The sequence below is a fragment of the Brevibacterium ravenspurgense genome (assembly GCF_001584615.1).
Classification (GTDB): domain Bacteria; phylum Actinomycetota; class Actinomycetes; order Actinomycetales; family Brevibacteriaceae; genus Brevibacterium; species Brevibacterium ravenspurgense.
The window spans coordinates 153,201-178,495 of sequence record NZ_LQQC01000008.1 but is presented as its reverse complement, the minus strand read 5'-3'; the positions used below and the strand labels follow the sequence as shown (position 1 = coordinate 178,495).

Here is a 25,295-nt window from a genome sequence, read left to right as displayed (position 1 = left end):
GCCCGCACTGTCTCATGTGACTCCCATACCGGTGGGCCATACTGGTGGAATGAGCAAGTCCCCGAAGCAATCCCCTAAGTCTGTTGTCGTCGCCGCTGTGTGCTTGATCCATCCGGACAGGCCGGAGCTGCTGATGGTCCGGAAGAAGGGGACGAGCTCGTTCATGTTGCCCGGCGGCAAGATCGAATCTGACGAGGAGCCTCTTGCCACCGCTGTCCGCGAAATCGCGGAGGAGCTGCACCTGGATCTCGACCCGGATCGGCTGGATCTGCTGGGCTCCTGGACGACGGATGCGGCGAATGAACCGGACACTCACGTGACCGGCACGGTGTTCGCCTACCGCGGCACCCCGGATCGTCTGAATGTTCAGGAACCGCGGTTCTTCAATGAAATTGACCAGGCGGAGTGGTTCCCGATCGCGGATCTTCCCCAGGACACGGCGGAGCGTTCTTTTGCTCCGCTGACGCGCAATCACGTTATCCCTGAGCTGCTGGCTCGCGGTCTGGCTGCTGGCCAGGTGAACTGAGTGAACAACCAGAAGCCGAATCCGCCGGTCAAGCGGATCAGCACCGGCGTGTTACTTTTCGCCCTGGTGGTCATCTTGGGTCTGTTTGTGCAGACAACCCTGGTGCTGGAGGCCGACCATGAAGTTCTCGGCGACATGATCGAACATCGCAGCGATCCGCGTACAGCGTTCTTGGTGTTCTTCACCAATATCTTCAGCCCCTTGGGCACGATCATCCTGGGCGTGCTGGTGGCGGTGATTGTGTGGGTGCTGGCCGGCAGTTGGCGGCCGGCGGCCTATATTGCCGGCTGTGTTGCGCTCGCCTCAGCGATCACGCATTCGCTCAAACCGCTGTATGCCCGTCCCCGTCCGGCAGTAGAGAACCGGTTGGTGCTCGAGACGAACTTTTCGTTCCCGTCGGGGCACGCCACGGGGACGTCGTCGTTGTTGTTTTCGTCGGCTGTTGTTTTCAGTTTGCTGTTTGTGCGCTTATGGCAGCGGGCAATCATTTGGGCCGGAGCTTTGGGCATGACCGCGCTCATCTGTTTGTCACGCCTGTATTTGGGCGTGCACTATTTCACTGATGTGACGGCCGGCTGCCTGGTGGGCGTGGGCGCCTGTTTGGTGCTGTACGTGCTTGTCCGGCACAGGCTGACGCCGCTGAAGCGCAGAAAAGCCCTGCGGAAATGGCGTGAACAGCAGCGCGGCGCTGAACTGCGAGCCGCTCAGGCTTCGCAGAACACAGGAACACGGCAATGACGCGCAGCTTCAGCAGCCATACGGCGCACGAGAACCACAAAGCGCACAGCGGAAGCACCGACCGTCTGGTCCCGACCTTGGCGGATACGGAAACCTCTGCTGATCTCATTCCACCTAAACAGCGCAAGCGCGAACATTGGCTGCACGTGATTTTCTACATCACGCTGATCGGCAAGGGCCTGTTTGGTTTGGGTCAGATGGCCTCGGGCATTGTAGTTCTTGTTGTGCCCCGGCACGTGTGGCATCAGCTGGCGGTGAAGCTTACGGCGGGCAATACGGACAACCCTGTTACGGCGTGGCTTCTGCATCAGACGGAGAATCTGGATTCGGGTATTCAGCTGTATGCGGCGATCTACATGATCAGCCACGCGGCCACGAAGATCGTTTTGGTGTGGGCTGTGCTGAAGGGCAAGATGTGGGCCTACCCGTGGATGATGGGCTTCTTGGCAGCGTTCATCATCTACCAGACCTATGAAATCTTTGCCCGCCACTCGATCTTCTTTTTGCTGCTGACGATCTTCGACATCTTCATCGTGTGGCTCACCCGCCACGAATGGAATCTGCAGAAACGCCAAAGGGCATTGAAAGAGGCTGCCGAAGCTGCCGCGTCTGGCCCGGCTTCCGCCGAACATCCGGGCACACCCGCGGACTGACCTGACCCCAGAAAAATATGAGGTGCCTGCTCACGTGAGCAGGCACCTCGTCATGTGGTGGTGGGTTCAGTCGCCGGTGAGGTCGTCGCGTCCGGGTTGGCGGGCGGTCAGTTTGGTGGGCAGGATGCACAGGACGATGTTGATGAGTCCGCCCAGGTAGGGAATGAACGCCAGGAAGATGAGGGCGCCGTGCATGCCGGCGTCTTGGATGCGTCGCCAGCCGGAGGACAGGGTGGGCACTGCGGCGACCAACAGGAACAGGAACGAAACGAGGGTCCCGATGATCGCAAGCGCTGGGACGTCAGGTTCGACCTCGTATCCGGTGGCCTCGAAGGTTCTTTGGGCTTCGATGTCGGCCATGATGACGGCGACGATGCTGGGGACGAACAGAACGAAGCAGATCAAGGTGTTGATCAGCTGCGGCCACCAGTATTCCGACAGCGATGCGTAGCCCTTGAACCGTGCGAACTTCTTCCAGAACCGCGTGTAGGCGGTCACTGGGCCCGCGCCGTAGAGAGGCTGCGACAGCGGTGGTTTTTGACCGGTGCCGCGGTAGTCCTTTTCGGTGATTTTTCGGCGCTGCGGGGCGGACGGCGCCCCAGCGCCGAAGGGGTTGTGGGCGTAGGGGCTGTTGTCGAAAGGGTTGTCGCCGTTGCCCGGTTGCCCGCCGAACTGGCTGCTGTCACCGAAAGGGCTGCTGCCGCCGTAGCTGGGTTGCCCGCCGGGACCGCTGCCGTAGGGGCCGCCACCAGGGCCACTGCCGTAGGGGTTGTTGTCGTAGGGGTTTGAGTTCATCGTGCTCCTGGGTTGGTATGGGTCGGTCGTCAGTGTAGTGATTTCCGGTTACTCGGAAGGAAACAACGGCGGTGCTCGTTTCTGCGCTGGCATACTGGTCTGCATGATGAACAGGGTGTCCCACGTGTTTTCGTCGGCGAAGCGGTTCTCTTCTCAGGTGGGTCGTGAACTGTCGGTGCGCGCGGCTGAGCGGCGGTTGGATCCGAAGTTTGTGCCGTCGCGTGATGACGGTTTTGTGGTTGGTGTGTATCACGCGGGGGATAGGGCCTCGACGTATCAGCTGAAGCAGTGGTTGGCCCCGATTGAGGATCTTGCGGCGACGATGCATTTGGAGTCGGGGATGACTCTGGACGGTCCGGGCGATGGTGCGCCGTGGCCGGTGGGCATCCTCATGCGCAATCTGGACAACGCGCGTGAGATTGCGCAGTTGACGGAGCTTCCGGTGCGGTATGCGCGGCTGACGTCGGATGTCGATCGTTTTATGACGCAGCCCACCCTGTGTGCGGTGCTGTATGTCAATCAGGCTGTGCTGAATTTTCAGGCTCTGCGGTATCCGACGCCGGCTCATGTGCATTTGTCGCATGGGGAGAGCGAAAAGATTTCGATGGTGTCGAACCAGCTGAAAGCCTATGACTGTGTGTTCACGGCTGGTTTGGCCGCCAGGGAGCGGATCGAGAAGGCGCTGCTGGGGCGTTTGCCGGACATGATCGATGTGGGCAGGCCGCAGTTGGACTATGCCGGACCGGTGCCGGAGCGTTTCCAACAGGTTCTGGATGGCAGTCGGCCCACTGTGTTCTATGCGCCCACGTGGGAGGGCGATTCGCCGTCCATGGCGTACGGCACCCTGGCACAGTCGGGTGTTCCGCTGGTGGAGGGGCTTGTGGAGGCTGGTTTCGGTGTCATCTACCGGCCGCATCCGCGGACGGGTGTTGTGAAGCCGGAGTTTGCTCGGGCGGAGGCGCAGATTCGGGATCTTGTGACGGGTGCTGCAGGCTGTGTGTTTGATGATTCGCCGACGGTGTCATGGCAGTTTGCTGCGGCTGATGCGTGTGTGGCCGAAATGTCGTCGGTTGCTTTTGACTGGCTGTCAACGCATAAGCCCCTCGTGGGGGTGGCTCCAACTGACCCGGGTGCCGAGGTGCCTGCCGGTGGTCTGTTCTCACGGGTTCCATCGGTGGTCGGCACTGCTGATGGTGGGCGTCGGATTTCGCAGATGGTTCGCCAGGGGCTGGGCTCTGGGGAGTCTGGGCAGGCTGAACGGGAAAAAGTGTGCCGTTATTATCTGGGGGATACAGGGCTTGGAAGTCAGCGCAGACGGTTTGTGGCAGCTGTCGCAAGTGTGGTGGAACAGCGGTGGGCAGACAGGCAGCTCACAGATTTCTCTTGAGGTTGCCATCACACCGTCCGGTGTACCGGACGGTAGATTTCGGGTGGAGCCCGGTGATAAGCGCGCAATTCTGCGTCTCAGCAACGGTGAGTGAAGCTTCAATTCTTCCGAAAGCTGTGGGAAATCTGGCAGTTAGTTAAAGTCTTTATGAGGGTATTAATACTTAGCCCTAAGTTCTTCACGGTTTTCGGAGCGGTTTTTGTCCGCTGCGGAAACTGTGAGTGAATCTATGCCTGCGCGGAACGGCGCGGGTGTCAACCGAAAGGAAAATTGATGAGCCAACAGCGTTCTCACCGACGCCGCGGGATGAAGACAGCAGCAGCTGGTCTGACTCTCGCAATGGCTGTGGCATTCGCACCAGGTGCGGTCGCCACTGCTTTCGACTCGACTGCATTCCAGCAGGCAGCGCAGGCTGCGGACGGAGATGCGGTCAACAAGGGACCCATTGACATCGACGCAATCGCGTCAGGAAAGGTCACCAAGAGCGCGAACCTGACCGACTCTCTCGGGGTTGGTAAGGACATCGTCTCTGGACGCGCGCAGATTGTTACCCCAACTCCGGGCGCGCAGCTGACGTCGACTTGGGGTGGTTTCCAGGCTGTGCCTGCGAACCAGAATGTTTACCTCCAGTGGATCGACTCTGACGGCGCGGTTTCACCGATCTACTCCGCGAAGACGCACGAACTTAAAGGTGCTGGACACGGTGTCTATGCCTTTGACGTTCCGTCATGGACTGACAACGCTGGCAAGGAGCACAAGCTCCTTGGAAAGAGCAGCCAGAAGTACCGGGTGTGGGGCGAAGACTTCAAGCACACAGACCCTGAAACCGGTACCGACAACTGGGTGCGTCAGCTCCGCGCAGCTCCCGGTTACACCCCGTTTTCCTTCGGTAGGGCATCCGGTGAAGGCCTTGGCGACTTCCCGGGCAGCGCTGCAACAGCGACCAACACGACTAAGACCGGCATTTGGTTCTATGAAGAGCCCGGCGACTACGTCGTAGCTGACCAGGTAGTTGAAACGCCGCAGGAAAAGTTTGCGAAGTATGCTGAGATCGCTCCGGGCACTGTTAGCGGTCGGGTATGGCTTGAGACTGACCGTGGAAACGAAAATCAGCTGTTTGCCGGTGCTACCAAGAACACGGTGGACCCTCACGCAGAAGGCTACACGGTATGGGCTTCAGTTTTGAGCGACAAGGGTATCCAGGCCAATAACCAGATTATGGAGTTGCACCCGAGCCTGCGCGCTAAGAAGACGCAGGAAATGCTCAAAGACAAGTCTAACCTTGCCAAAACAGGTAAGGCGACGGTCAACAAGGATGGACGATACACTGTTGACCTCGGTGAAGACTACGACAAGAATAACCTGTACATGTGGGTCACGGACCCGGCAGGAAACGTAGTTTCGTCCTACTCGACCTACACCCAGCCTGTTTTCACCAACCCGCGTTACAACCTGCAGTGGGCAGCCAGCCCCAACCCTGCGGTGTTCTCCAATTACGCATACAACGTGAACTTCGGGTTGATGCAGGTCCGGGAAGCAACCCTGGACATCACCAACTATGACACCACCGACAACCCTGCTTTTGTCGGTGGCGAGCCCGCGAAGCTCACGCTTAAGGGCAACATCGCGGAATCTGGATCGGTCATTGAGTGGCGCGACTCCAAGGGCAAGGTCGTTAAGAGCTGCGACATCAGCAGCACGGACGATCTGAAGGGTTGCGAGACGTTCGACATTCCGAAGGACGCAAAGGCTGGTGACATCTACACCGCGGTTCTTGTTTCCAACGGTGAAGAAATTGCAGCTGACTCGTTCATCATCGGAGAAACTTCAAAGAACCTGCAGCCGGAGTACGAAGACGGCAAGGGTAAGCCGGGCGAAGACGTTACGGTTCCTGCCCCGACGTTCAAGGACGAAGACGGCAAAGGCGAAGAGGTTAAGGCTCCTGAGGGCACAAAGTTCACCCCTGGTGAGGGTGCTCCTGACGGTGTCAAGGTCGATGAGAACACCGGCGAAGTGACCGTTCCCATTCCGGATGACGCTAAGCCTGGTGACAAGATCACCGTTCCGGTTGATGTGACCTACCCGGATGGTTCCACGGACACCGTTGATGTCATCGTCACGGTGACCGACAAGGACGCTGACCTGTACGAGCCTGCTTACGAAGACAAGCTGGTAGTTCCTGGTAAGGAAACCAAGTCGACCCCGACCTTCACCGACAAGGACGGTAAGGACACCAAGGCTCCTGAAGGCTCGAAGTTCTCGATTCCTGAAGACTTCAAGGCTCCTGAAGGCTACGAAGTTTCGATCGACGAGAACACCGGTGAAATCACCGTTAACTTCCCGGACAAGTCGAAGCTGAACAAGGACACCGTTGAGGAGTTCGATGTTCCTGTCACGGTGACCTACCCGGACGGCAGCAAGGACGACGCTAAGGCGAACTTCAAGCTGGACACCGATGGTGACGGCAAGCCTGACACCGAGGACGAGGATGACGACAACGACGGCATCCCGGACGACGAGGACAGCAACCCGAAGGTTCCTAACCAGAACACCATCTTCGAACCTGGTTACGAAGATGGTTCGGGTAAGCCTGGTGAGGATGTCAAGGTCGAAAAGCCTGAGTTCAAGGACAAGGACGGCAACCCGACCGAAGCTCCTGACGGCACGACCTTCGGTCCTGGTGAGAACGCTCCTGATGGTGTGACCATCGATGAGAACACTGGTGAGATCACGGTTACCATCCCTGAGGATGCTAAGCCTGGTGACAAGATCACTGTTCCTGTCGAGGTGACCTACCCAGACGGCAGCAAGGACAACGTCGACGTCACCGTCACGGTTGAAGAACCTGAGGCTAAGGACAAGGACGCTGACACCTACGAGCCCGGCTACGAAGATGGTTCGGGTAAGCCTGGTGAAGACGTCAAGGTTGAGAAGCCTGAGTTCAAGGACAAGGACGGTAACCCAACCGAGGCTCCTGAAGGCACCACCTTCAAGCCTGGTGAGGATGCTCCTGAGGGCGTGAAGGTTGACGAAAACACCGGTGAAATCACCGTTCCGATTCCTGAAGACGCTAACCCTGGTGACAAGATCACCGTTCCGGTTGAGGTGACCTACCCGGATGGTTCGAAGGACAACGTCGACGTCACCGTCACGGTCGAAGAACCTGATGCTCCGGAGCAGCCTGACACCAAGCAGGCTGACGAGCTCGAACCGAAGTACAACGACGGTGCTGGCCAGCCTGGTACCACCGCTCCGGTTGACGCTCCGACATTCACCAACGAGGACGGCGACACTGTCACCGTTCCGGAAGGTACCAAGTTCACCACCGACAAGGACGGTGTCGAAGTTGCTGAAGATGGATCGCTGAAGGTCCAGATTCCGGCTGACGCCAAACCTGGTGACAAGATCACGGTTCCTGTGACTGTGACCTACCCGGATGGCAGCACCGACAAGGTGGACGTGACTGTTACTGTCACCGACCCTGACTCGAAGCCCGAATGGGGCGACGGCGAAGGTGAACCCGGTGACAAGGTGACTGTCCCGAACACCGGTGGCGACGTTCCGGAAGGCTCCACGACTGAGGTCGAAGGCCCCGGTAAGGTCGAAATCGGCGAAAACGGTGAACTCATCGTCACGATCGACGAAGACGCTAAGCCTGGTGACAAGATCGTTGTCGAGGTGAAGGACCCAGAAGGCAACACGATCGACGAATCGACCGTGACTGTCACCGAACCGTCCAAGCCTGACACCAAGCAGGCTGACGAGTTCGAACCCGGCTACGAAGATGGTTCGGGTAAGCCTGGTGAAGACGTCAAGGTTGAGAAGCCTGAGTTCAAGGACAAGGACGGTAACCCGACCGAGGCTCCTGACGGCACCAAGTTCACCCCTGGTGACGACGCTCCTGACGGTGTGAAGGTTGACGAAAACACCGGTGAGATCACCGTCCCGGTTCCTGAGGACGCTAAGCCTGGTGACAAGATCACCGTTCCGGTTGAGGTGACTTACCCGGATGGTTCGAAGGACAACGTCGACGTCACCATCACGGTCGAGAAGCCTGACGCTCCTGCTGAGAAGCCGGACTGGAAGGACGACAAGGGTAAGCCTGGCGACAAGGTCGAAATCCCGAACGATGGCGGCCCGGTTCCGGATGGCACCACCGTTGAAACGGAAGGACCTGGTAAGGCTGAAATCGATGAAGACGGCAACATCGTCGTTGACATCGACAAGGACGCCAAGCCTGGTGACAAGGTTGTTGTCGTTGTCAAGGACAAGGACGGCAACGAGATCGACCGCGTAGTCGTCGAGGTTGAAAAGCCTGCTGACCAGCCTGACTGGAAGGACGGCAACGGTAAGCCTGGCGACAAGATTGTCATCCCGAACGATGGCGGCCCGGTTCCGGACGGCTCGACCGTTGAGGTCGAAGGCCCCGGTAAGGCTGAAATCGACAAGGACGGCAACATCGTCGTTGACATCAACGATGACGCCAAGCCTGGTGACAAGATCGTCGTGACGGTGAAGGACAAGGACGGCAACGTCATTGACACCATCACTGTCACGGTGGACGACAAGGGCAAGACCGGTTCCGGTAAGCCTGCTCCGTCCAAGCCTGGTGACTCCGGTGACAAGGGCTCGAGCAACGCTCCGCTGCCCCGTACCGGTGTTGAGATCGCTGGTGCACTGGCTGCAGCAGCTGGTCTGCTCGCCGCAGGTGTTCTGATGGTTGCTCGTTCGCGCCGCAAGAACAACTGACGCTCATCTGCTGACGCGCCCGGTTGGTGAGAACCGGGCGCGCACGCAGACAGGCCGATAAACGATTGTGGGCGGTTCCGCATTAGCGGAACCGCCCACAATCGTTTTCTCACCACCCCACGCTGGTGAGGATGGCTGCTAAGCCAACCCCCACCTCGCGAGGTGTCAGTCAGCTTCTATCTGCAGGTTCAACTGGTCTTTGTCGGTCAGTACCGGGGTGAAGAAGGAGCCAGCTGCGGCGGGGGTTTCGTCAGCGAGGATGCGGGTGCGGTGGAAGGAACGGCCCTCAACGAAGTCCGCGGACAGTTCCAGGGTGCCTGCGGGCAGCAGTTCCAGCTCGGACAGAGGGATTTCTGCCCGCAGGGTGGTTCCGTCGAACTCGGCGGGTGTGCGGCCGTAATAGGTTTTGCCGGCCAGCCGCCATGACACGTAGGTGTGGGAGGTCCGCTCCCATGGGTGGTTCTGGATGGTTGTTTCGAGTTCAATCCCGGTGGCTGTCACAGTCAGTGAGGTGAGTTTCGCTGTGGCCTGAGAGCGTTGGAACGGTTCGAAAGAGCATTCGCGGAACATGGTCGCCCACTTGTTGACGACGGCGGTTTCGTAGAAGTCGGCAGCTCGTTTCAGGGCGTTGCGGCGCATCTGGGTGAGCTCGGCATCGTCCATGGTGGCCACGTGGATGATTGTTCGGGTGAGTGCTTCAACATCCCCGGCGGGCACAAGGAAGCCGTCCACGCCGTCGGTGATGATGTCGGCTGGGCCGTACTTGATGTCGTAGGCAATCGGGATGCATCCAGCTGACATGCTTTCCAACAGCACGAGGCCTTGACCTTCCTGCTTGCTTGTCAGGAGGCTGAATGATGCTTCCCGGAAGCGTTCTTTCGCATTGCTGGCAAAACCACACAGGGTGATGTGCTCACCGGCGTTGTTGGCGTTGATCTGCTGGGTGAGTTCGGCGTGCATATCGCCATCGCCGTAGACGTCCAAGTGCAGTCTCGGTGTGTTCTGAGAGGCCGCTGCGGTTGCCCGGATAGCGTGATCAATCCTCTTGCCTTTGGTAAGCCGGGCAAGCATGATTCCGTGAGCCTTATCACGGGGTGCTTCGGCATCGCCGTGGAGGTCGCGAACCAAGTTAGGAACGACCGTGAGGTTGCCCGAAGACAGGTTCAGCGCGAACATGTCCTGCTGTTGGGCGTGGGTCAGTGCGATGACCCGATCAAAACGATCGGCATTATGAAAGATGTCGAACCTGCCGCGGTTGAGTTCGCGCGGGTCTACGCTTTCGTTCTTGAGGAAGTTGCTGTGCAGCACGTGGCAGAACACAATGTTCTTCTTCCGGTAGGTGCGGAAGATTGAACTTGCATAGCCCGAATCGACAATGACGTAACCTGGCTCGTTGCCGAATACTGCGTTGAGCCACGCTTTGTAGAATGCGCCGCCGGAGCGCCACTGGCCGATGATGTCTCCCTGTGAGTCCAGGAGGGTCAGCAGGCGTCCGCCCTTGGTGCCGCGTTCTGTGGCGTCGTGACGGTCGATGATGCGCAGGTGGCCCTGCGTGCTGTAGTAGTCGGTCTGGAGGACCGTATCGGCATCGTCTGCGCGCTGTTCGCGTGTGTTTCCCGAGGTGTGGGGGAGTGCATCTTTGAGGGCGCCGAGGTCATGTTCTGCCATGCCTTTCATGCGGGCAAGCTCATCGTCAGACCATGTGCCGAGGTCTTCCCAGATGTTCCGGATGGAAACACGGTCATCCAGTCGGCCTTCGGCTTTGAGTTCCTGTTCGCGCTCCTTGCCGCTGTTGTTCGGTGAGAACGTGAGGATCTCGATGGGGCGGTTGTCCTGGCGAGCGAAAGCTGAGGACCGTTCGAGAGCAACGGAGGTCATCCCGCCGAATGTTTCGGGGATGCGCCACAGCACGGTGTAGTAGTTCCCCGCTGGAAGGACTTGCTGGGGGCGGGGACCGCTTGAGTTGGGGATGATGCGGCGCAGAAGCCGTGACAGTGACGCTTTCATAGCCATCTATTTTAGTTCTTTTTTGCCGCGTAGAGCCTGAGGCTGCAGCTCCCCGGCTGTGGTGAACGGCACGGGCTTAGCGGGGCGGTTAAACGGGACTTCAAGTAGGCCGTGGGGTATCGTTTATATGATCTGCAAGTTAACTTCAAGTTAAGCAAGGGGCTTTTCATGCGCCGTGTCATCACCTACGGCACCTTCGACTTGCTGCACTACGGTCACATCCGACTGCTGCAGCGCTGTAAAGCACAGGGCGACTACCTGGTAGTCGCTCTTTCCACTGACGAATTCAACGCCGGTAAGGGCAAGAAGTCGTACTTTTCGTGGGACGACCGCAAGAACATGCTCGAAGCTATCCGCTACGTCGACCTAGTGATTCCCGAAAACACGTGGGAACAGAAACGGACCGACATCGAGAAATACCACATCGACACCTTTGTCATGGGTGACGACTGGGAGGGCAAGTTCGACGACCTCAAAGACCTGTGTGACGTCGTCTACCTCCCGCGCACGCCGGAAATCTCTACTACCAAGATCAAGGGCGACCTCGGTCAGTAAACTCCAGCACTTCTGCTGGTGTGGCACCTAGCCTTGAGATATGAGCGAAGCACACTCTTCCCGGCCTAAGAATCCGACGCTGGAACAGCTGCGAGCTGTTGCCCAGCCGCCGGAAGTGCGCGCGCGCAAAAATGCCGAACACTGGACAGCGGAGCTGTACCTGCGGCACATCTCCATTTATCTGACCGCGCTGCTGGTGCGCACGCCCATCACCGCCAACGGGGTCACGGGTCTGATGATCCTCTCCGGATGGGCAATCGGCTTCGCTCTGCTGATCCCCGGCGTATGGGGTGCACTCCTCGCACTGTTCTTTTCGCAGCTGCAGCTGTACTTCGACTGCTGTGATGGTGAGGTCGCACGCTGGCGCGGCACCCGCAGTGCAAAAGGTGTTTTCCTTGACGCGGTTGGCCACTACACAACAGAGGGATTCGTCGCCTTCATGTTGGGCGTGCGGGCAGTGAGTGACCTGGGACTGCTGAAGTCCGATCCAGGGTTCGCCTACCCCTACCTGGTTGCTGGGGGAGTGGTGTCCTCGCTCGTGCTGTTGAACAAGGCGCTCAACAGTTTGGTGCACATGAGCCGTGCCTTCAACGGCCTGGACAAGCTGGAAGACTCCGCTGCGGCAACTGCTGTGACACATGGCGGTCTTGCCCGTGTGAAGCAGCTTGCGCGTTTTGTGCCGTTCCACCGCATCTGGCATTCGGTCGAAATGTCGATGCTGGCTGTTGTTGCAAGCGTGGTGTCACTCATCGTGGTTGCTTCCGGCGGCCCAGAACTGACCGGTGAACGGTGGATGATCCTGGTGATGGTGCCGCTTGCCGCGCTGTCGGGCATGGGGCACTTTGTGTCGATCTGGTTCTCCAGGAGGCTCGGCTGATGGAAGTTTTTGACTACGGCGTTGTCATCCTCACCATGGGCAAGCGCATGGATGACCTGAAACGGGGCATTGATTCGCTGCTGTCCCAGCGGAACGTCAACCTTGACGTTGTGTGCGTGGGCAATGGGTGGGATCCCGTGGGGCTGCCGGAGGAAGTCAAAACCCACATGCTGCCCGAAAACGTGGGAATTCCTGCCGGACGCAATGCTGGTGTGCCCCTGGTCAAGGGCGAGTTCCTGTTCTTCCTCGATGACGATGCCTGGCTGCCGGATGAGGACACGCTGTGGCGGATGGCGCAGTACATGCGTGAAAATCCCAGTGTTGGTCTGGTTCAGCCCCGTGTGGTTGATCCGGACAACCCGAATGCGCCTAAGCGGTGGATTCCGCGTTTGCGCAAGAAATCTGCAAGCCATTCATCGAATGTGTTCTCTGTATGGGAAGGCGCCATCGGCATGCAGCGCAAGGCCTTCGATGAATGCGGGGGCTGGCCGGGATCGTTCTGGTACGCCCACGAAGGCATCGAACTGGCATGGCGCGTATGGGATGCCGGCTATGACGTGTGGTACATGGGCGACCTTGCTGTGGCCCACCCCGTGATTGACCCGAAGCGCCATGACGAATACTTCTACATGAACGCTCGTAACCGCGTGTGGCTGGCCCGTAGGAACCTGCCTTGGCCATTCAGCTGGGCGTACGTGGGCTCATGGACAGGCGTCCAGGTGATCAGGTGGGCACGTAAGCCCGAGCAGCTCAAACCATGGTTCAAAGGATGGGCTGACGGGTGGCGAGACGACCCGTGGGATGGCGAAGAAGACGAGGCCAAACTCAGCAAACGCGGTGTCTTGCGCATGAGCTTCAAGGGCCGCCCTCCGGTGATCTGAGCTATGCTTTTCTTTGCCGAAGACAATACTTCTCTCCGACTTGAAGGTTGAGCGCTGAACATTGTCGCGTCGCGTTAAGGGTTTATTCCGCGGATCGTCGCATCAGGCTGTTTGAAGGGGTTGGTGTTTCGTGAATAAAACTATCTGGATCTACTGGGAGAATAAATACTCTAGCCAGATGCCCGGCTACATCAGCCTGTGCAAGGATACAATCCTCAAGCACAAAGGCGATTGGGACCTAGTTGAGTTGAACCCTGAAAACGTGAATGACTACGTTTCCGGTTTGCGTTCTGACTTCTCAGATATTCCCGAAGTTGCCCACAAGGCTGATTATATTCGCGCAGCGGTTTTAGCTCAGAACGGCGGCATGTGGATGGACGTAGATACAATTGTGTTTCGCCCATTAAGCATGATTACGGACCTCATCGAAAAGTCTGGAGCCTTGTTCTACGGTTGGCAGCCGAACCAGCCGAGTATTGGGTTGGTCGCGTCGGTTCCTGGCCACCCCTTGATTCAAAAATGGCTGGAAGGTGCGGACCGTGTGCTGGACGGCGATCTCAAGCAGAAATGGGCAGGTATCGGCTACGACATTCTGTGGCCACTTGCTGAAAAAATTGACTACGTCCAGATGGACCGGGAGATCTGTGCGCCAATTCATTACACCGAGACTGACCTTCTTCTGGAACCTGGCCGTCCTGCAGATATTTTGCACAAGCGCACGCTGCTGATCCAGCTGTACAACAAAATGCTTTTCCCGAAGTTTGGTAAGGCGAGTCGTGATGAGGTCATGGAATCTAATACACGTCTCAGTAAATTGTTTAAACGCGCACTCAGCGAGGATCCGCACTGGGAGCGGGTATCTAGAAAGATGAGTGCGGACCCTTCACCGGCTGATAAGGCGTTCGGCTCAGCGGCCGCGCAAGATCTCGATCCGGTTTCTGTTTACGTCGATGAGGCGATGCGCCGTGTCTATAAATCCAAGAATCCGTTGCTGAAGCGGGCCAGCCGTAAACTGCAGCGAACTCTAGGACGCAAATGACTTGGCCGAATGGGCTATTGACCTCTGCGGTTGATCTGACCGGAAGGTGACTCTCGCCTGGTTTGGTGGGGGTAGGCAGCGATAGCTCGTGTATTTTTCGATCAGGGGTTGCCGTCTTTGGCTTCGGCCGCTGACACCATGTAGTTGCGGTTGATGTGCTTCGCTTCGCGTTCGGCAATAAGGCGTTCAACGGTTGATATGAACGCCTGCTTGGACTCGCCGACCTCGTGGTTTCCGAAGTACAGAGCTCGCGCTTCGGCGCGGGCTTCTGTATTGCCGCCGCTTGTCAGCTCTGCTTCGATCATCGTCTGGATGTCATTGACCGTTGAGTCGTCGATGATCGGCACGCTGGAAGCGATTGGGGATTCGTCGACAAGCTTGGCGCGGTTTGTACGGCGGTCCGTCAGCAGCAGCGGACTGTCTGCTTTGAGGTAGAGGAAGTCCAAACCGACACTGGAAATATCGGTGATCATGAGGTCAACATCGTCGAACATGGCCAGGATGTTGCCCTCGGTCAGAACAAGGTGCTCGCCACCCTCAGCGTTAGCTTTCTCGATCAGCTCAAGAATCATGGCGTGACCGGCCCGCATTCCCTCGTCCTGTGAATCAGCCACACGAGGGTGCGGTTTATAGATGAGACGTGTGTTCGGCGTTGCGAGAGCAGCGGCAGCGATAGCGGGGCCGAAGCAGTCGATCGATGTGTAGTTGTTGTTGTCGTTCTCGCCTTCCCACGTTGGCGCATACATGACAGTGCGTTTGTCGCTTGTGGGAAGTTCAGGTTCGTAGTCGAGGTCAAGCTGGGGCCTGCCAACTTCGATCAGTTTGGATTCGTCGAAATCGACAAGTGCCCGCTGGTGTCTGCGCAGTGCGGCGGGGCCTGCTGTGAACACGGCGTCATAGGCCTTTGCTTGGTTTGAGACCATGGACAGCTTGTCGGATTCACCGTGGTTGATGTGAACGTGTACCGCGGGCGCGTAACTCAGGAGCTGAAAGTTTGATTGACCGTTGTTGACATAGAGGATCAGCTTCGGCTGGTGTTCTTCCACATACGTCATCATGTCGTCAAAGCTCTGACGGAACACGATTGGCAGGGTAGTGGCCTCCGCTGTTTCGGTAATTGCAGAAGGGCGGCGGAGGAGTACCGCGGTGGGAACTGTTTTGTTGAGCTCCTCCAGAACCGGCAGCCACTGGTCGAGCTGGTAGAGCTTCGAGTGAGTGTCGCCAAAGTAGACAAGCGCCTTGGCGCCAGGAGCCGCGCTGTTTTCGTACTCCCGGGCTGTCAGTGTGAAGTCTCGAGTACCGCGGATCCGCTGGCTCGTGGCTTTCCACGCGCGGGATCGCAGGACTGTGAGAATGGTGTCGCGAACAAACTGACGCACGAGCCCTCCTGGGATACAACAAGTCGAAGACATTGTAATGGCCGCGAGGAAGACTGGCGGCTGTGCGTTCTTTATCCAGGTCGCAGAAACTACAACTCGCCAAGCTGGGAGCCGGTTCTGGGAGAGGGCGACGGGATAGGATAAAGGGTCAATTCGATTGAACACAGCGTGAATATTCAATGGACAGAAGGGTTCAATGAAACAGGCAGTTCGAAAAATGCTGGGCCGCGCAGTGAAGCGCATGCCAGCAGAAACGCGGCGCAGAGTCCGTGACGGCGTTCACCCAGCTCTGCGGCAGCGGGTCGTGACACTTCTGACCGGTTCTCAGTCCGGCAAACCCAAGTTGTCGGTCATTGTGCCGGTCTACAATGTTGAGCCTTATATCGCAAAATGCCTGAACAGCCTGATTCAGCAGACTTACCGGAACTTGGAAATCATCGTTGTTGATGATGGGAGTCCCGATAACTCGGCAGCCATTGCCCGGCGATACGCGCGTTGGGACAACCGCGTCAAAGTGATCAGTAAGGTCAACGGTGGACTCGGTGCTGCTCGAAACACGGGTCTCGAATACGTGACCGGCGACTATTTGACGTTTGTCGATTCCGATGATCACATTCCACGTGATGCCTACCAAGTCATGATGCGCACAATTCTTCGTACTGGCTCCGACATGGTCAGCGGTGGAGTGTACCGGCAGAAGGGGACTAAGGTCTGGCTATCTGCATGGACCAAGAAGTTCCATCCGGAAGATCGGCTTGGCATCACTATCGACGACTTTCCAGAGATCTTCGAAGACGCTATGGCTTGCAACAAGATCTTTTCCATGGATTTCTTCCGGAGGGCTGTCGGAGAATTTCCTGTCGGCATTCGCTACGAAGACCAGGAGCCTATGGCGAAGGCGTACTTGCGGGCACGATCGTTCGACGTCCTTCGACACCCGGTCTATTACTGGCTGCTTCGTGATGACGGATCGTCCATTACCCAAGGTAAAGAGAACCTTGACGACCTTACAGACCGGCTTGCAGTACTGGAGGCCGGCACTCAACACGTATTCAACGAAGGCTCAGAAGCTGCGAGGCACGGTTGGTTCAAAAAGGTCTTGACCGGTGACCTGATCCAGTACCTAGACGTTGCGCAAAGAACCAGCCAAGAGTACTGGGACGTTTTCAGCGGCGGTTTGAAGAAAATTGTCACTCTGAGCGGAGAAGACCTATGGAATGACCTTCCGTTTTGGGTTAGGTTGCCCATGTGGCTTGCTGTCCATAAAGGGCGCAGTGAGTCATTTGCGGCGATGCTCTGGCGCAGTGAACATGGGACCGGACTCAAACTCAAGTCAAATGGCGCTGGTTTTGTGGTTGACGGGGCAGACTTCGAAAACCGCTTCGGCCCACTTCCGCAAGACATACTTGAGGTAGCGCCAGATTCAGTGTCACTCAACTGCGCCGTTGATCGGGTCGAATGGCTCACAGGGTCGCTTGTTGAGATCGCCGGACACGCATATTGCGACCACTTGATTGACGGCCGTGAAGCTACGCCCAGAATGTTGTTGATCAACAGAAACGGCGACCAGGAAATCGAACTCGATGCGGAACGTTTTGAACCGCGCTTGTTGAATCGATTCAAGTCGCAGCTCGTTTCAGCACAAAATGCTGCCTACACAGTCCGGATCAACACAGAAGACCTTGACGTCACAGAGGGCTGGCGGCTTATTGCGAGAGTCTCGGTCAACGGCATTGACATCGACCATCGTGCCGGTGCTCTCAACCAAACAGCAGCGGCTGCGGACCCTGGATTCTCGAAAGTGGAAGATGGCCGACGTTGGGTTCTTGAGCCCTCATCTGACGGTAACCTCTGGTTCAACGTCAAGAGGGCTCAAGTGTCGGCTGATATCGAGAAACTTGCCGAACGTCGATTTGCTGTCACAATACGCGGCGCGAACGTTTCCGGCTTCGACAAATTGCGGATCCATAATCGGCGATCGTCGCAGGACTTTATGGTCTCTGGTCAGAGCTCGACTGATGGCAGCCGCAGGTTTGAATTTGTCCTACCTGCCCTCGGTGGATCTTTGGCTGAAAAGAACGCCGACAGCACCTGGACTCTGCGAGCTGTCAATGGTAAAAAACAAACCCCCCTGAAGCCTCGCTGCGGTTTCAACGAGCTCCAGAATCTTCGCGATGAGGGCTCTCTCTTTGTTGGAGTCACAGTGGCCGGCAACCTCAAGATCCACGAAAATCCGTGGTTTGTTACGGCTGATTCTTATGCCATTGTTTCTGAGGGCGGTCATACGCGAATGACTTTCAACGGCCGGTTTGAACTGCCTGCCGAGTGGAAGCCCACCAGCTTGGCTTTGCGGCGCGATGGCAAGACGGTTGCAGATACCGATGTTGAATGGACTGACGGTGGATTTGCTGCGAGGGTTGACTTGACCACGGAAGACTGGTTCGGCAACACAATGCCTTTGCCTGCCGGCGGCTACAACTTCGTAATCGAAGGCGTGAACAGTCATACGGGTGCCACAGCAAGAAAATGGGTTCGCCTTTCTGAGGAGGCGGCAAAATCGTTGCCTGAGGTGTTTGATGAAGCTGTCCCCGCTGCTATTGCCACCCGTACTGCGAAGACTCGTTCCCTTTGGCTGCGGCTCGTGCCGCCGGTGAAGTTTGCTGAGAAGGGGACATACAATCGGGCTCGAGTGATCGAGGGCGCTGTTCGCGCTCATGTTGACAAGCCACTGGACAAGGCCATTCTGTTTGAGTCCTTTTTCGGAAAACGCGCGGGGGATATTCCGGAGCCTCTTTACTTCGAACTTCGCAAGCGTCTGCCAGATTGGAAGTTCTATTGGTCGAACGCGCAAGACAGCTTCGCAAGCCCTGAAGGTACCGAAACGGTAATCACTCACTCCGCAAAGTACATCGAGGCTCTGTTCACCAGCCAAATTATCGTCAATAACTGCGAGTTCCCAAGCTATTTCCGTAAGCAGCCTGGACAGCTGTACGTGCAGACGTGGCACGGTACCCCGCTGAAAATGATCGGGGCTGACGTGCACAGCGCCGGCCTTTCGCCGGAGTACCGCGCTAAAGTGCAGCGCGAAACCCAGTATTGGGACATTCTGCTGGCACAGTCTGACTTTGCCGCTGAGAAGTTCGACTCCGCATTCTCGTCAGCGGCGCGCACTATTGTTGACGGCTATCCACGAGTGGATGTGCTTGCTAACCCCGAACAGCACCGCGAAGCACGTGCAAAAACCCGAGCCAACCTCGGGCTACGCAATGACGAGATTTTCGTCCTCTACGCGCCGACATTCCGTGATGCGTCGCAGAAAGCCGGTGTCGGCTATCACCTGGACATCGGCATTGACTTTGAGCGTTTAAAGCAGGCTCTTCCGAGCAATGTTCGCCTGGGAATTCGGGCACATTCAAACGTCAAGGCCATGGAGCTGGTCGGAGACGAGTTCGTCATCGATGTAACCGAGTTCCCCGACGCGCAAACACTGCTTGCGGCTACCGACGTGCTGATCGCTGACTATTCGTCCATCATGTTCGACTTTGCCGCCACTCGCCGGCCAATGGTCTTCTTCGCTCCTGACCTCGAGGACTACCTTGAGAACAGCCGTGGAATGTACCTGGACTACGAATCAACCGTGCCTGGCCCGATTGTGCGCACTACTGCAGAACTAGGCGACGCATTGAATATGGCTATCACGGAGGGGCTGGACGAATACAAAGACAAGTACGACGAGTTTGTCGCAAACTATCTGCCCCACGAAGACGGTCATTCCGCAGAACGAATTGCTGATGAGATCGTCCGGTTGGTTCAGCAACAAGACCACTGAGTCTTAGCTGCTCGTACAGCTGTTAAAGGGAGGCATTGACATGGCGTCAGTGCCTCCCTTCTTGGGATTCGACAAGCTAAACGGCCGCCTTCGGTGAGACACTGGTCTCATGACTGTTGACCAGGAGATCGCACGCAAAGTTCAGATTGAGCGCATCGACTCGATTGCCCAGTCGGTGGGACTCGGCGCTGACGACATCATTCCGTTCGGCCATTACAAAGCGAAAGTGCCCGCACCTGATGTTGTTCGGCGCGGTAACGGCGCCGAGCAGGGCAAGCTCATCCTCGTCACCGCCATGAGCCCCACCCCAGCCGGCGAAGGCAAAACAACCACGAGCATCGGCCTAGCCGACGGCATCAACCAACTGGCACAGCAGGAAGACTGGGACATCCCAGCCGGCAAACACCCAGCCGTGCTTGCCCTGCGCGAACCATCCCTGGGCCCTGTCTTCGGCATGAAAGGCGGTGCCGCCGGCGGCGGATACGCGCAAGTGCTGCCCATGGAAGACATCAACCTGCACTTCACCGGCGACTTCAACGCCATCGCACTTGCCAACAACCTCGCCGCAGCCGTACTCGACAACCACCTGCAGCACGGCAACGAACTCGGCATCGACCCGCGCCGCGTCGAGATCCGCCGCGTTGTCGACCTCAACGACCGCGCCCTGCGCCAAATCGCCATCGGCCTGGGCGGCTTCACCGGCGGCATGCCCCGCGAAGACGCCTTCGACATCGTTGTAGCCAGCGAAGTCATGGCCGTCTTCTGCCTGGCCACCTCCATCAAAGACCTCAAAGACCGCTTAGGTCGCATCGTCGTAGCCCGCACTTTCGACAAAGAACCCGTCACAGTGGCCGACCTCGGCGTGCAGGGCTCCATGGCGGCCCTCCTGGCCGAAGCACTCTCACCCAACCTGGTGCAGTCCATCGAACACACCCCGGCGTTCGTCCACGGCGGCCCCTTCGCCAACATCGCCCACGGGTGCAACAGCGTGCTCGCCACCACCGCAGCCCTGACCCACGGCCAGTACGCCATCACAGAAGCCGGCTTCGGAGCTGATCTCGGGGCCGAAAAGTTCCTCGACATCAAATGCCGAACCGCAGGGATCTTCCCCAGCGCTGCAGTCGTCGTCGCCACCGTTCGTGCCCTCAAATACCACGGGGGAGTGGCCAAAGCGGACCTCGAAACCGAAAACATCGACGCCCTCAAAGAGGGACTTCCCAACCTGCGCAAACACCTGGACAACCTGCGCGAGGTCTACGGCATCCCCACGGTCGTCGCCGTCAACCGCTTCCCAAGCGACACCGATGCTGAACTCGAAGCGTTGAAAACAGAACTTGACGGCATAGCCACGGTCGCCATTGCCGACCACTGGGCCAAAGGTGGAGCCGGTGCGATCGATCTCGCCCAAGCTGTCATCGAAGCTGCTGAGAGCACCCAGCCGCAGCCGAAGTTCGCCTATGAACTCGACCAGCCGCTGGAGAACAAAATCGAAGCAATCGCCACGCGCATCTACGGTGCCGAGGGCATTGACGTGCCCGCGAAGGTCAAACGCAAACTCGACATGTTCACCGCCGACGGCTACGGCAACCTGCCGGTGTGCATCGCCAAAACCCAATACTCATTCAGCACCGACGCCAGCCAGCTGGGCGCACCAACCGGCCACACCGTCACAGTCCGCGACGTGCGCCTGTCCGCAGGCGCGGGCTTCATCGTCGCCATCTGCGGCGACATCATGACCATGCCGGGCCTGCCCAAAAAACCCGCCGCACTGTCCATCGACGTGGACGACGACGGGGTCATCTCCGGCTTGTTCTGACCCCACACACGAACGAGGCGGAGGTTCAGAATTCCCGCGGGTTACCGCGGGACCGGACCTCCGCCTCGTCAGTTGCCAGAAAGCTCAGATCAGCGGTGGTCGACCCGGCGAGCCAGCCAGTCACCCACACGCTGGATGATGACGACAATCGCCACCAGCAGCACAATGCAGGCGATCATGACATCGCCCTGGTAGCGCTGGTAGCCATAGGAAATAGCCAAAGCGCCCAGACCACCACCGCCAACAGCACCGGCCATAGCCGTGTACGACACCAGGTTGACCGCAGTGACGGTGACCGCTGAAATGAGGCCCGGCAGCGCCTCGGGAATCAGCACCTGACGGATGATCTGAAAGTTCGTAGCACCCATCATCTGCACAGCCTCGATCTTGCCGCTGGCAACCTCGCGCAGCGCAACCTCAACCAGACGGGCAAAAAACGGAATAGCGCCAATGGCCAGCGGAACAACAGTCGCCTGCCAACCCAAAGCCGTGCCCACAACAAAGCGGGTGAACGGGATGATCGCAATCATCAGAATGATGAACGGAATCGACCGGCCGAAGTCGACAATCGCACTGACAACCCTGTGCACCGTCAGCTGCGGCGCCAGCGACCCCTTCGCAGTGACCCACAGCCAAATGCCCAAGGGCAGGCCCAGCAGAACGGCGAACAGCGTGGAAAACACCGTCATCTGCAGCGTCTCAATCGTCGCCGGCAGAAGGTCCTTCGTGATGGCCGGGTTGTTCAGCCACCTTGGTTTGTCGGCAGCAGCAAGCACAACATCAGAAGCAAACATCAGCGTGCCTCCTTGCAGAAGATTCCGGCATCCGCCAGAGCCTTGCCCAGGCGCACAGTGGCAACGTCATCGGTACTGCGCACACGCAGCCTGCCGACCTCCAGACCGTCGATCGTCTCAAGAGTTCCCGCCTGCACCTCGGCAACCGGGGCGCCAGCAGATTCAGCCAGCGCAAACAGCTTTGCAGCTGACGTTCCCGCCAAGCTGACTTCCAGAGTCCTGCGTTCCTCACCCTCCTTCGGCAGGGGTGCCGACGGCAGGGGAATGAGGTCCTTCGCCAGCGGTGACGAGGGATCAGCAAGAATGTCGCGCAGACGGCCCGTCTTCATGTTCTTGCCCTCAGCCAGCAGAGTCACCGAATCACAGATTTCACGCACCACCGACATTTCGTGGGTGATGATGAGCACCGTAATGCCCAGTTCGTCGCGCAGCTGGCGAATGAGGCCCAGAATCTGGGCTGTCGTCGTGGAATCAAGGGCCGAGGTGGGCTCATCACACAGCAGGATCTGCGGGTCAGCTGCCAGGGCACGGGCAATGCCCACACGCTGACGCTGACCACCCGACAGCTGAGCGGGGTAGCTGCCGCCGCGGCCTTCCAGACCAACACGCTCCAGAAGCGATTCGGCTTTTGCGAAGGCTTCCTTCTTCGGCACACCGGCAACCAACAGCGGGTGGGCAATGTTCTGCAGAGCGGTTTTCGCCGACAGCAGCTCAGCGTGCTGGAACACCATGCCGATATTGCGGCGGGCCTTCCTCAGAGCAGCTCCGCGCAGCTCAGTGACATCGACACCATCGATTTCCACCGTGCCGGACGTGGGGCGCTCCAGCCCCGTCAGGCAGCGGATGAGGGTCGACTTGCCAGCGCCGGAACGGCCGACAATGCCGTGAATGAGGCCGGCATCAACCTGTAAGTCGATACCGCGTAAAGCCGTGGTGCCCGCGAATTCCTTCGTCAGGCCAGTCAGAGTGATCACCCGGCAGTTTCCTTTCCGTGGGGATAAGCCGCTGTGCCAAGCAAGCGGGGGAGTTCCGACACAGACAGCAAAGAAAATTGTGACACCATATGACGCTCTTCGCCGTTCTGCTCGTCATAAAGCGTCGTGAAATCGCGCACAGAAGTAGTTCACTAAGATAACCCCGATGGTGAGGAAGTATCGCGGTGAAATTCAGGCCCTGCGCACAATCGCAGTGCTCGCCGTCGTCGTCTACCACATCAACCCCGACTGGCTGCCGGGCGGATTCATCGGCGTGGACGTCTTCTTCGTCATCTCCGGCTACCTCATCACCGCGGGCCTGCTGCGCCGCGTAGCCGAACACGGCAGAATCTCCGCCGCCGACTTCTGGGCTAACCGAGCACGCCGAATCCTGCCGGCGGCCACACTGACCATCATCACGGTGACCATCGCGTCGCTTTTCATACTGCCGCGCTCACAGTTTGCCACCCTGAGCCTGCAGGCTGTCGCTTCCGGCTTCTACGTGCAGAACTACGCACTGGCCCAACAATCCGTCGACTATCTAGCAGCCGACAGCGCCCCGACGCCCTTCCAGCACTTCTGGTCGCTGTCGATCGAAGAGCAGTTCTACATCTTCTGGCCCATGCTGGTGGTCGCCGCATGGCACATAGCCCAGCGCATCCGCTGGGCCAGCCCCACCGACGACATCCGCCACCGCCGCCGCGTCAAGGTGATCGCCACCGTGCTGTTCTTCGCAGTGGTCGGAGGATCATTCGCCTACAGCGTCTACATCACTGCTCACAACCCCACCAGCGCCTACTTCTACACGCTGTCACGCGTGTGGGAACTGGGAGTCGGTGGTCTTCTGGCGGTCTACCTGGGCGACCCCGTGCGCTTTCCCCGCACCCGCAAATGGCTGGCACTGATCGGCACCCTCACCATCATCGTCTGTGCCTTCGTGTACTCCGGCGACATTCCGTTCCCCGGTCTGACCGCACTCGTCCCGGTCGTTGCAACCGCCGCCGTCATCACCGCCGGCCACACCACCGGGTGGGGATCCCCACAGCGGATCTTCGAGCTCTGGCCCGTACAGAGAATCGGCGACTGGTCGTACTCCATGTACCTGTGGCACTTCCCGATCATCGTGTTCTTCGAAGCGCTCGCCGGCCGCAAAGCCACCGTGCTCGAAGCCGTCATCATCGTGCTGGCCTCCATCCTCATTGCCGGATTCAGCTTCTACCTGTTCGAAAAGCCGATCCTGCACTCACCGACCATGCGCCGCTCATCCCCGCTGACACTGGCCGGGGCGCTCATCGCTGTCACCGCCGCAGTCGGTATCGGCACCGTGCCGCACACGCTGGTCAAAATGGACGAGGCGAAGGTCGCCGCCGCTGAAGCTCAAGTATTTGCCCCACCAGAACTCAACACGGCTGGGGAATTCGGGCCCGGCTTCCGATCCCTGCGGACCACCATGTACGAACCGCGCTACCAAAACCAGCCGCTCAAACCGGGACTGGGTTCGATCGGCGAAAACTATCCCACATTCGCAGGGTGCGGAGATGTGCCCGCCCTTGGCACCTCGTCAGATACCCGGCCGTGTGTCACCGGGGACAAGAACGGAACCAAAACCCTCGTCGTGGCAGGGGATTCCCACGCTGTGCAGTGGGTGCCAGCATTCGAAGAAGCGCTGAGCCGCGACAGCTGGAAGATTGTCGTCATCGCACGCGAAAACTGCCCGCTCAACCCGGAGCCGCGCTCCTTTGAACAGCAGCGTCAGGGCTTCGTGTGCTCCCGGGCCGTGCCTGACATGCTGGGCAGCATTGAGCAGCAGAAGCCCGATGCGGTCTTCATCACCAACCGCCGCTACGACGACTTCGCTGGCGGCCAGTCAGCTGCGCAGCGCGGCTACGACGCGGTGTTCAAGCAGCTGACAGACAAGCTGAATGGTGCGAAGATCATCGCACTCGGCGATTCTCCCGAAGTCCCAGACGGGGAGAACATGGCCGACTGCGTGGCTGCCGCAGGTGACGACACCAGCACGTGTGACTTCCCAAGGCCCGGCCCGGCAGAAGAGAAATCCAATAAGCCGCTGCGGGCTGCCGCAGAGGCCGCAGGCGACGGGGTTGACTATGCCGACACCCTCGATGCGTTCTGCACCGAGAGCACCTGTCCGGCGGTCATCGGATCGCGCGCCGTCTACCGCGACTCCAACCACATCACGGTCGAGTACTCGAAAACACTCGGTGCCTACATCACCCGGGAGATCGTCCCGTTGATCACACCTGCCGAATAAATCCGTTTTTCGGCAATGCTCCTC

The 25,295-nt window shown here is 58.5% G+C and carries 17 protein-coding genes; 12 read left to right on the top strand and 5 right to left on the bottom strand.

The features are described 5' to 3' along the window. Window positions 1–49 precede the first annotated feature (49 nt). Genes Bravens_RS03900 through Bravens_RS03890 form a run of 3 tightly spaced genes read left to right on the top strand, consistent with a single transcriptional unit; the run spans window position 50 to window position 1,917 of the window. Window positions 50–526, top strand: a complete 477-nt coding sequence (locus tag Bravens_RS03900; protein ID WP_082791011.1) for an NUDIX hydrolase — start codon at window positions 50–52, stop codon at window positions 524–526. Further along, the gene (locus Bravens_RS03895) at window positions 527–1,264 is read left to right on the top strand and encodes a phosphatase PAP2 family protein (protein ID WP_062020478.1); all 738 of its coding nucleotides are present in this window, start codon (window positions 527–529) and stop codon (window positions 1,262–1,264) included. Further along, window positions 1,261–1,917 (top strand): DUF2127 domain-containing protein, encoded by a 657-nt coding sequence (locus tag Bravens_RS03890; protein ID WP_062020476.1) that lies wholly within the window; start codon window positions 1,261–1,263, stop codon window positions 1,915–1,917. Before Bravens_RS03895 ends, Bravens_RS03890 begins: the two co-directional genes overlap by 4 nt. Before the next feature lie 66 nt (window positions 1,918–1,983). Here Bravens_RS03890 and Bravens_RS03885 read toward each other — a convergent pair whose 3' ends face one another. Beyond that, the gene (locus tag Bravens_RS03885) at window positions 1,984–2,712 is read right to left on the bottom strand and encodes a DUF805 domain-containing protein (RefSeq protein ID WP_062020474.1); all 729 of its coding nucleotides are present in this window, start codon (window positions 2,710–2,712) and stop codon (window positions 1,984–1,986) included. A 103-nt stretch (window positions 2,713–2,815) separates the two neighbouring features. Here Bravens_RS03885 and Bravens_RS03880 point away from each other — a divergent pair, with 103 nt between their 5' ends. Continuing rightward, on the top strand, window positions 2,816–4,099 hold the full coding sequence (locus Bravens_RS03880; protein WP_082791023.1) for a CDP-glycerol glycerophosphotransferase family protein: 1,284 nt from the start codon (window positions 2,816–2,818) through the stop codon (window positions 4,097–4,099). 273 nt (window positions 4,100–4,372) lie between these two features. Continuing rightward, window positions 4,373–8,848 carry a YPDG domain-containing protein gene (locus Bravens_RS03875; RefSeq protein ID WP_062020470.1) on the top strand — a complete coding sequence of 1,492 codons (4,476 nt, stop codon included), beginning with the start codon at window positions 4,373–4,375 and terminating at the stop codon, window positions 8,846–8,848. Window positions 8,849–9,013: 165 nt separating this feature from the next. Here Bravens_RS03875 and Bravens_RS03870 read toward each other — a convergent pair whose 3' ends face one another. Beyond that, on the bottom strand, window positions 9,014–10,855 hold the full coding sequence (locus Bravens_RS03870; protein WP_062020467.1) for a glycosyltransferase: 1,842 nt from the start codon (window positions 10,853–10,855) through the stop codon (window positions 9,014–9,016). A gap of 168 nt (window positions 10,856–11,023) precedes the next feature. On the opposite strand from Bravens_RS03870, the gene tagD reads away from it, so the two are divergent. The 4 genes from tagD to Bravens_RS03850 all read left to right on the top strand — a co-directional run bounded on the left by tagD (window position 11,024) and on the right by Bravens_RS03850 (window position 14,207). After that, window positions 11,024–11,410, top strand: a complete 387-nt coding sequence (gene tagD / locus Bravens_RS03865; RefSeq protein WP_062020465.1) for a glycerol-3-phosphate cytidylyltransferase — start codon at window positions 11,024–11,026, stop codon at window positions 11,408–11,410. A gap of 40 nt (window positions 11,411–11,450) precedes the next feature. Beyond that, window positions 11,451–12,287, top strand: a complete 837-nt coding sequence (locus Bravens_RS03860) for a CDP-alcohol phosphatidyltransferase family protein (RefSeq protein WP_062020463.1) — start codon at window positions 11,451–11,453, stop codon at window positions 12,285–12,287. After that, window positions 12,287–13,168: a glycosyltransferase family 2 protein gene (locus Bravens_RS03855; protein WP_062020462.1), complete on the top strand. Its 882-nt coding sequence runs from the start codon at window positions 12,287–12,289 to the stop codon at window positions 13,166–13,168. Before Bravens_RS03860 ends, Bravens_RS03855 begins: the two co-directional genes overlap by 1 nt. Before the next feature lie 130 nt (window positions 13,169–13,298). Further along, entirely contained in the window at window positions 13,299–14,207 is a 909-nt protein-coding gene (locus Bravens_RS03850; RefSeq protein ID WP_062020460.1) for a glycosyltransferase family 32 protein, read from the top strand. A gap of 101 nt (window positions 14,208–14,308) precedes the next feature. On the opposite strand, the gene Bravens_RS03845 is transcribed toward Bravens_RS03850, so the two are convergent. Beyond that, complete coding sequence (locus tag Bravens_RS03845; protein ID WP_239233626.1) at window positions 14,309–15,586, bottom strand: CDP-glycerol glycerophosphotransferase family protein; 1,278 nt, start codon at window positions 15,584–15,586, stop codon at window positions 14,309–14,311. Between the two features lie 196 nt (window positions 15,587–15,782). Between Bravens_RS03845 and Bravens_RS03840 the strand changes: the two genes are divergently transcribed. After that, complete coding sequence (locus tag Bravens_RS03840) at window positions 15,783–19,415, top strand: bifunctional glycosyltransferase/CDP-glycerol:glycerophosphate glycerophosphotransferase (protein ID WP_062020458.1); 3,633 nt, start codon at window positions 15,783–15,785, stop codon at window positions 19,413–19,415. A 109-nt stretch (window positions 19,416–19,524) separates the two neighbouring features. Then, window positions 19,525–21,231 (top strand): formate--tetrahydrofolate ligase, encoded by a 1,707-nt coding sequence (locus Bravens_RS03835; RefSeq protein WP_062020456.1) that lies wholly within the window; start codon window positions 19,525–19,527, stop codon window positions 21,229–21,231. Window positions 21,232–21,320: 89 nt separating this feature from the next. Here the strand turns inward: Bravens_RS03835 and Bravens_RS03830 are convergent, their stop codons facing one another. Then, window positions 21,321–22,025: a methionine ABC transporter permease gene (locus Bravens_RS03830; RefSeq protein WP_062020454.1), complete on the bottom strand. Its 705-nt coding sequence runs from the start codon at window positions 22,023–22,025 to the stop codon at window positions 21,321–21,323. Continuing rightward, window positions 22,025–22,999, bottom strand: a complete 975-nt coding sequence (locus Bravens_RS03825; protein ID WP_062020452.1) for a methionine ABC transporter ATP-binding protein — start codon at window positions 22,997–22,999, stop codon at window positions 22,025–22,027. Before Bravens_RS03825 ends, Bravens_RS03830 begins: the two co-directional genes overlap by 1 nt. A 166-nt stretch (window positions 23,000–23,165) precedes the next feature. On the opposite strand from Bravens_RS03825, the gene Bravens_RS03820 reads away from it, so the two are divergent. Continuing rightward, complete coding sequence (locus Bravens_RS03820) at window positions 23,166–25,271, top strand: acyltransferase family protein (protein ID WP_062020450.1); 2,106 nt, start codon at window positions 23,166–23,168, stop codon at window positions 25,269–25,271. Window positions 25,272–25,295: the final 24 nt, after the last annotated feature.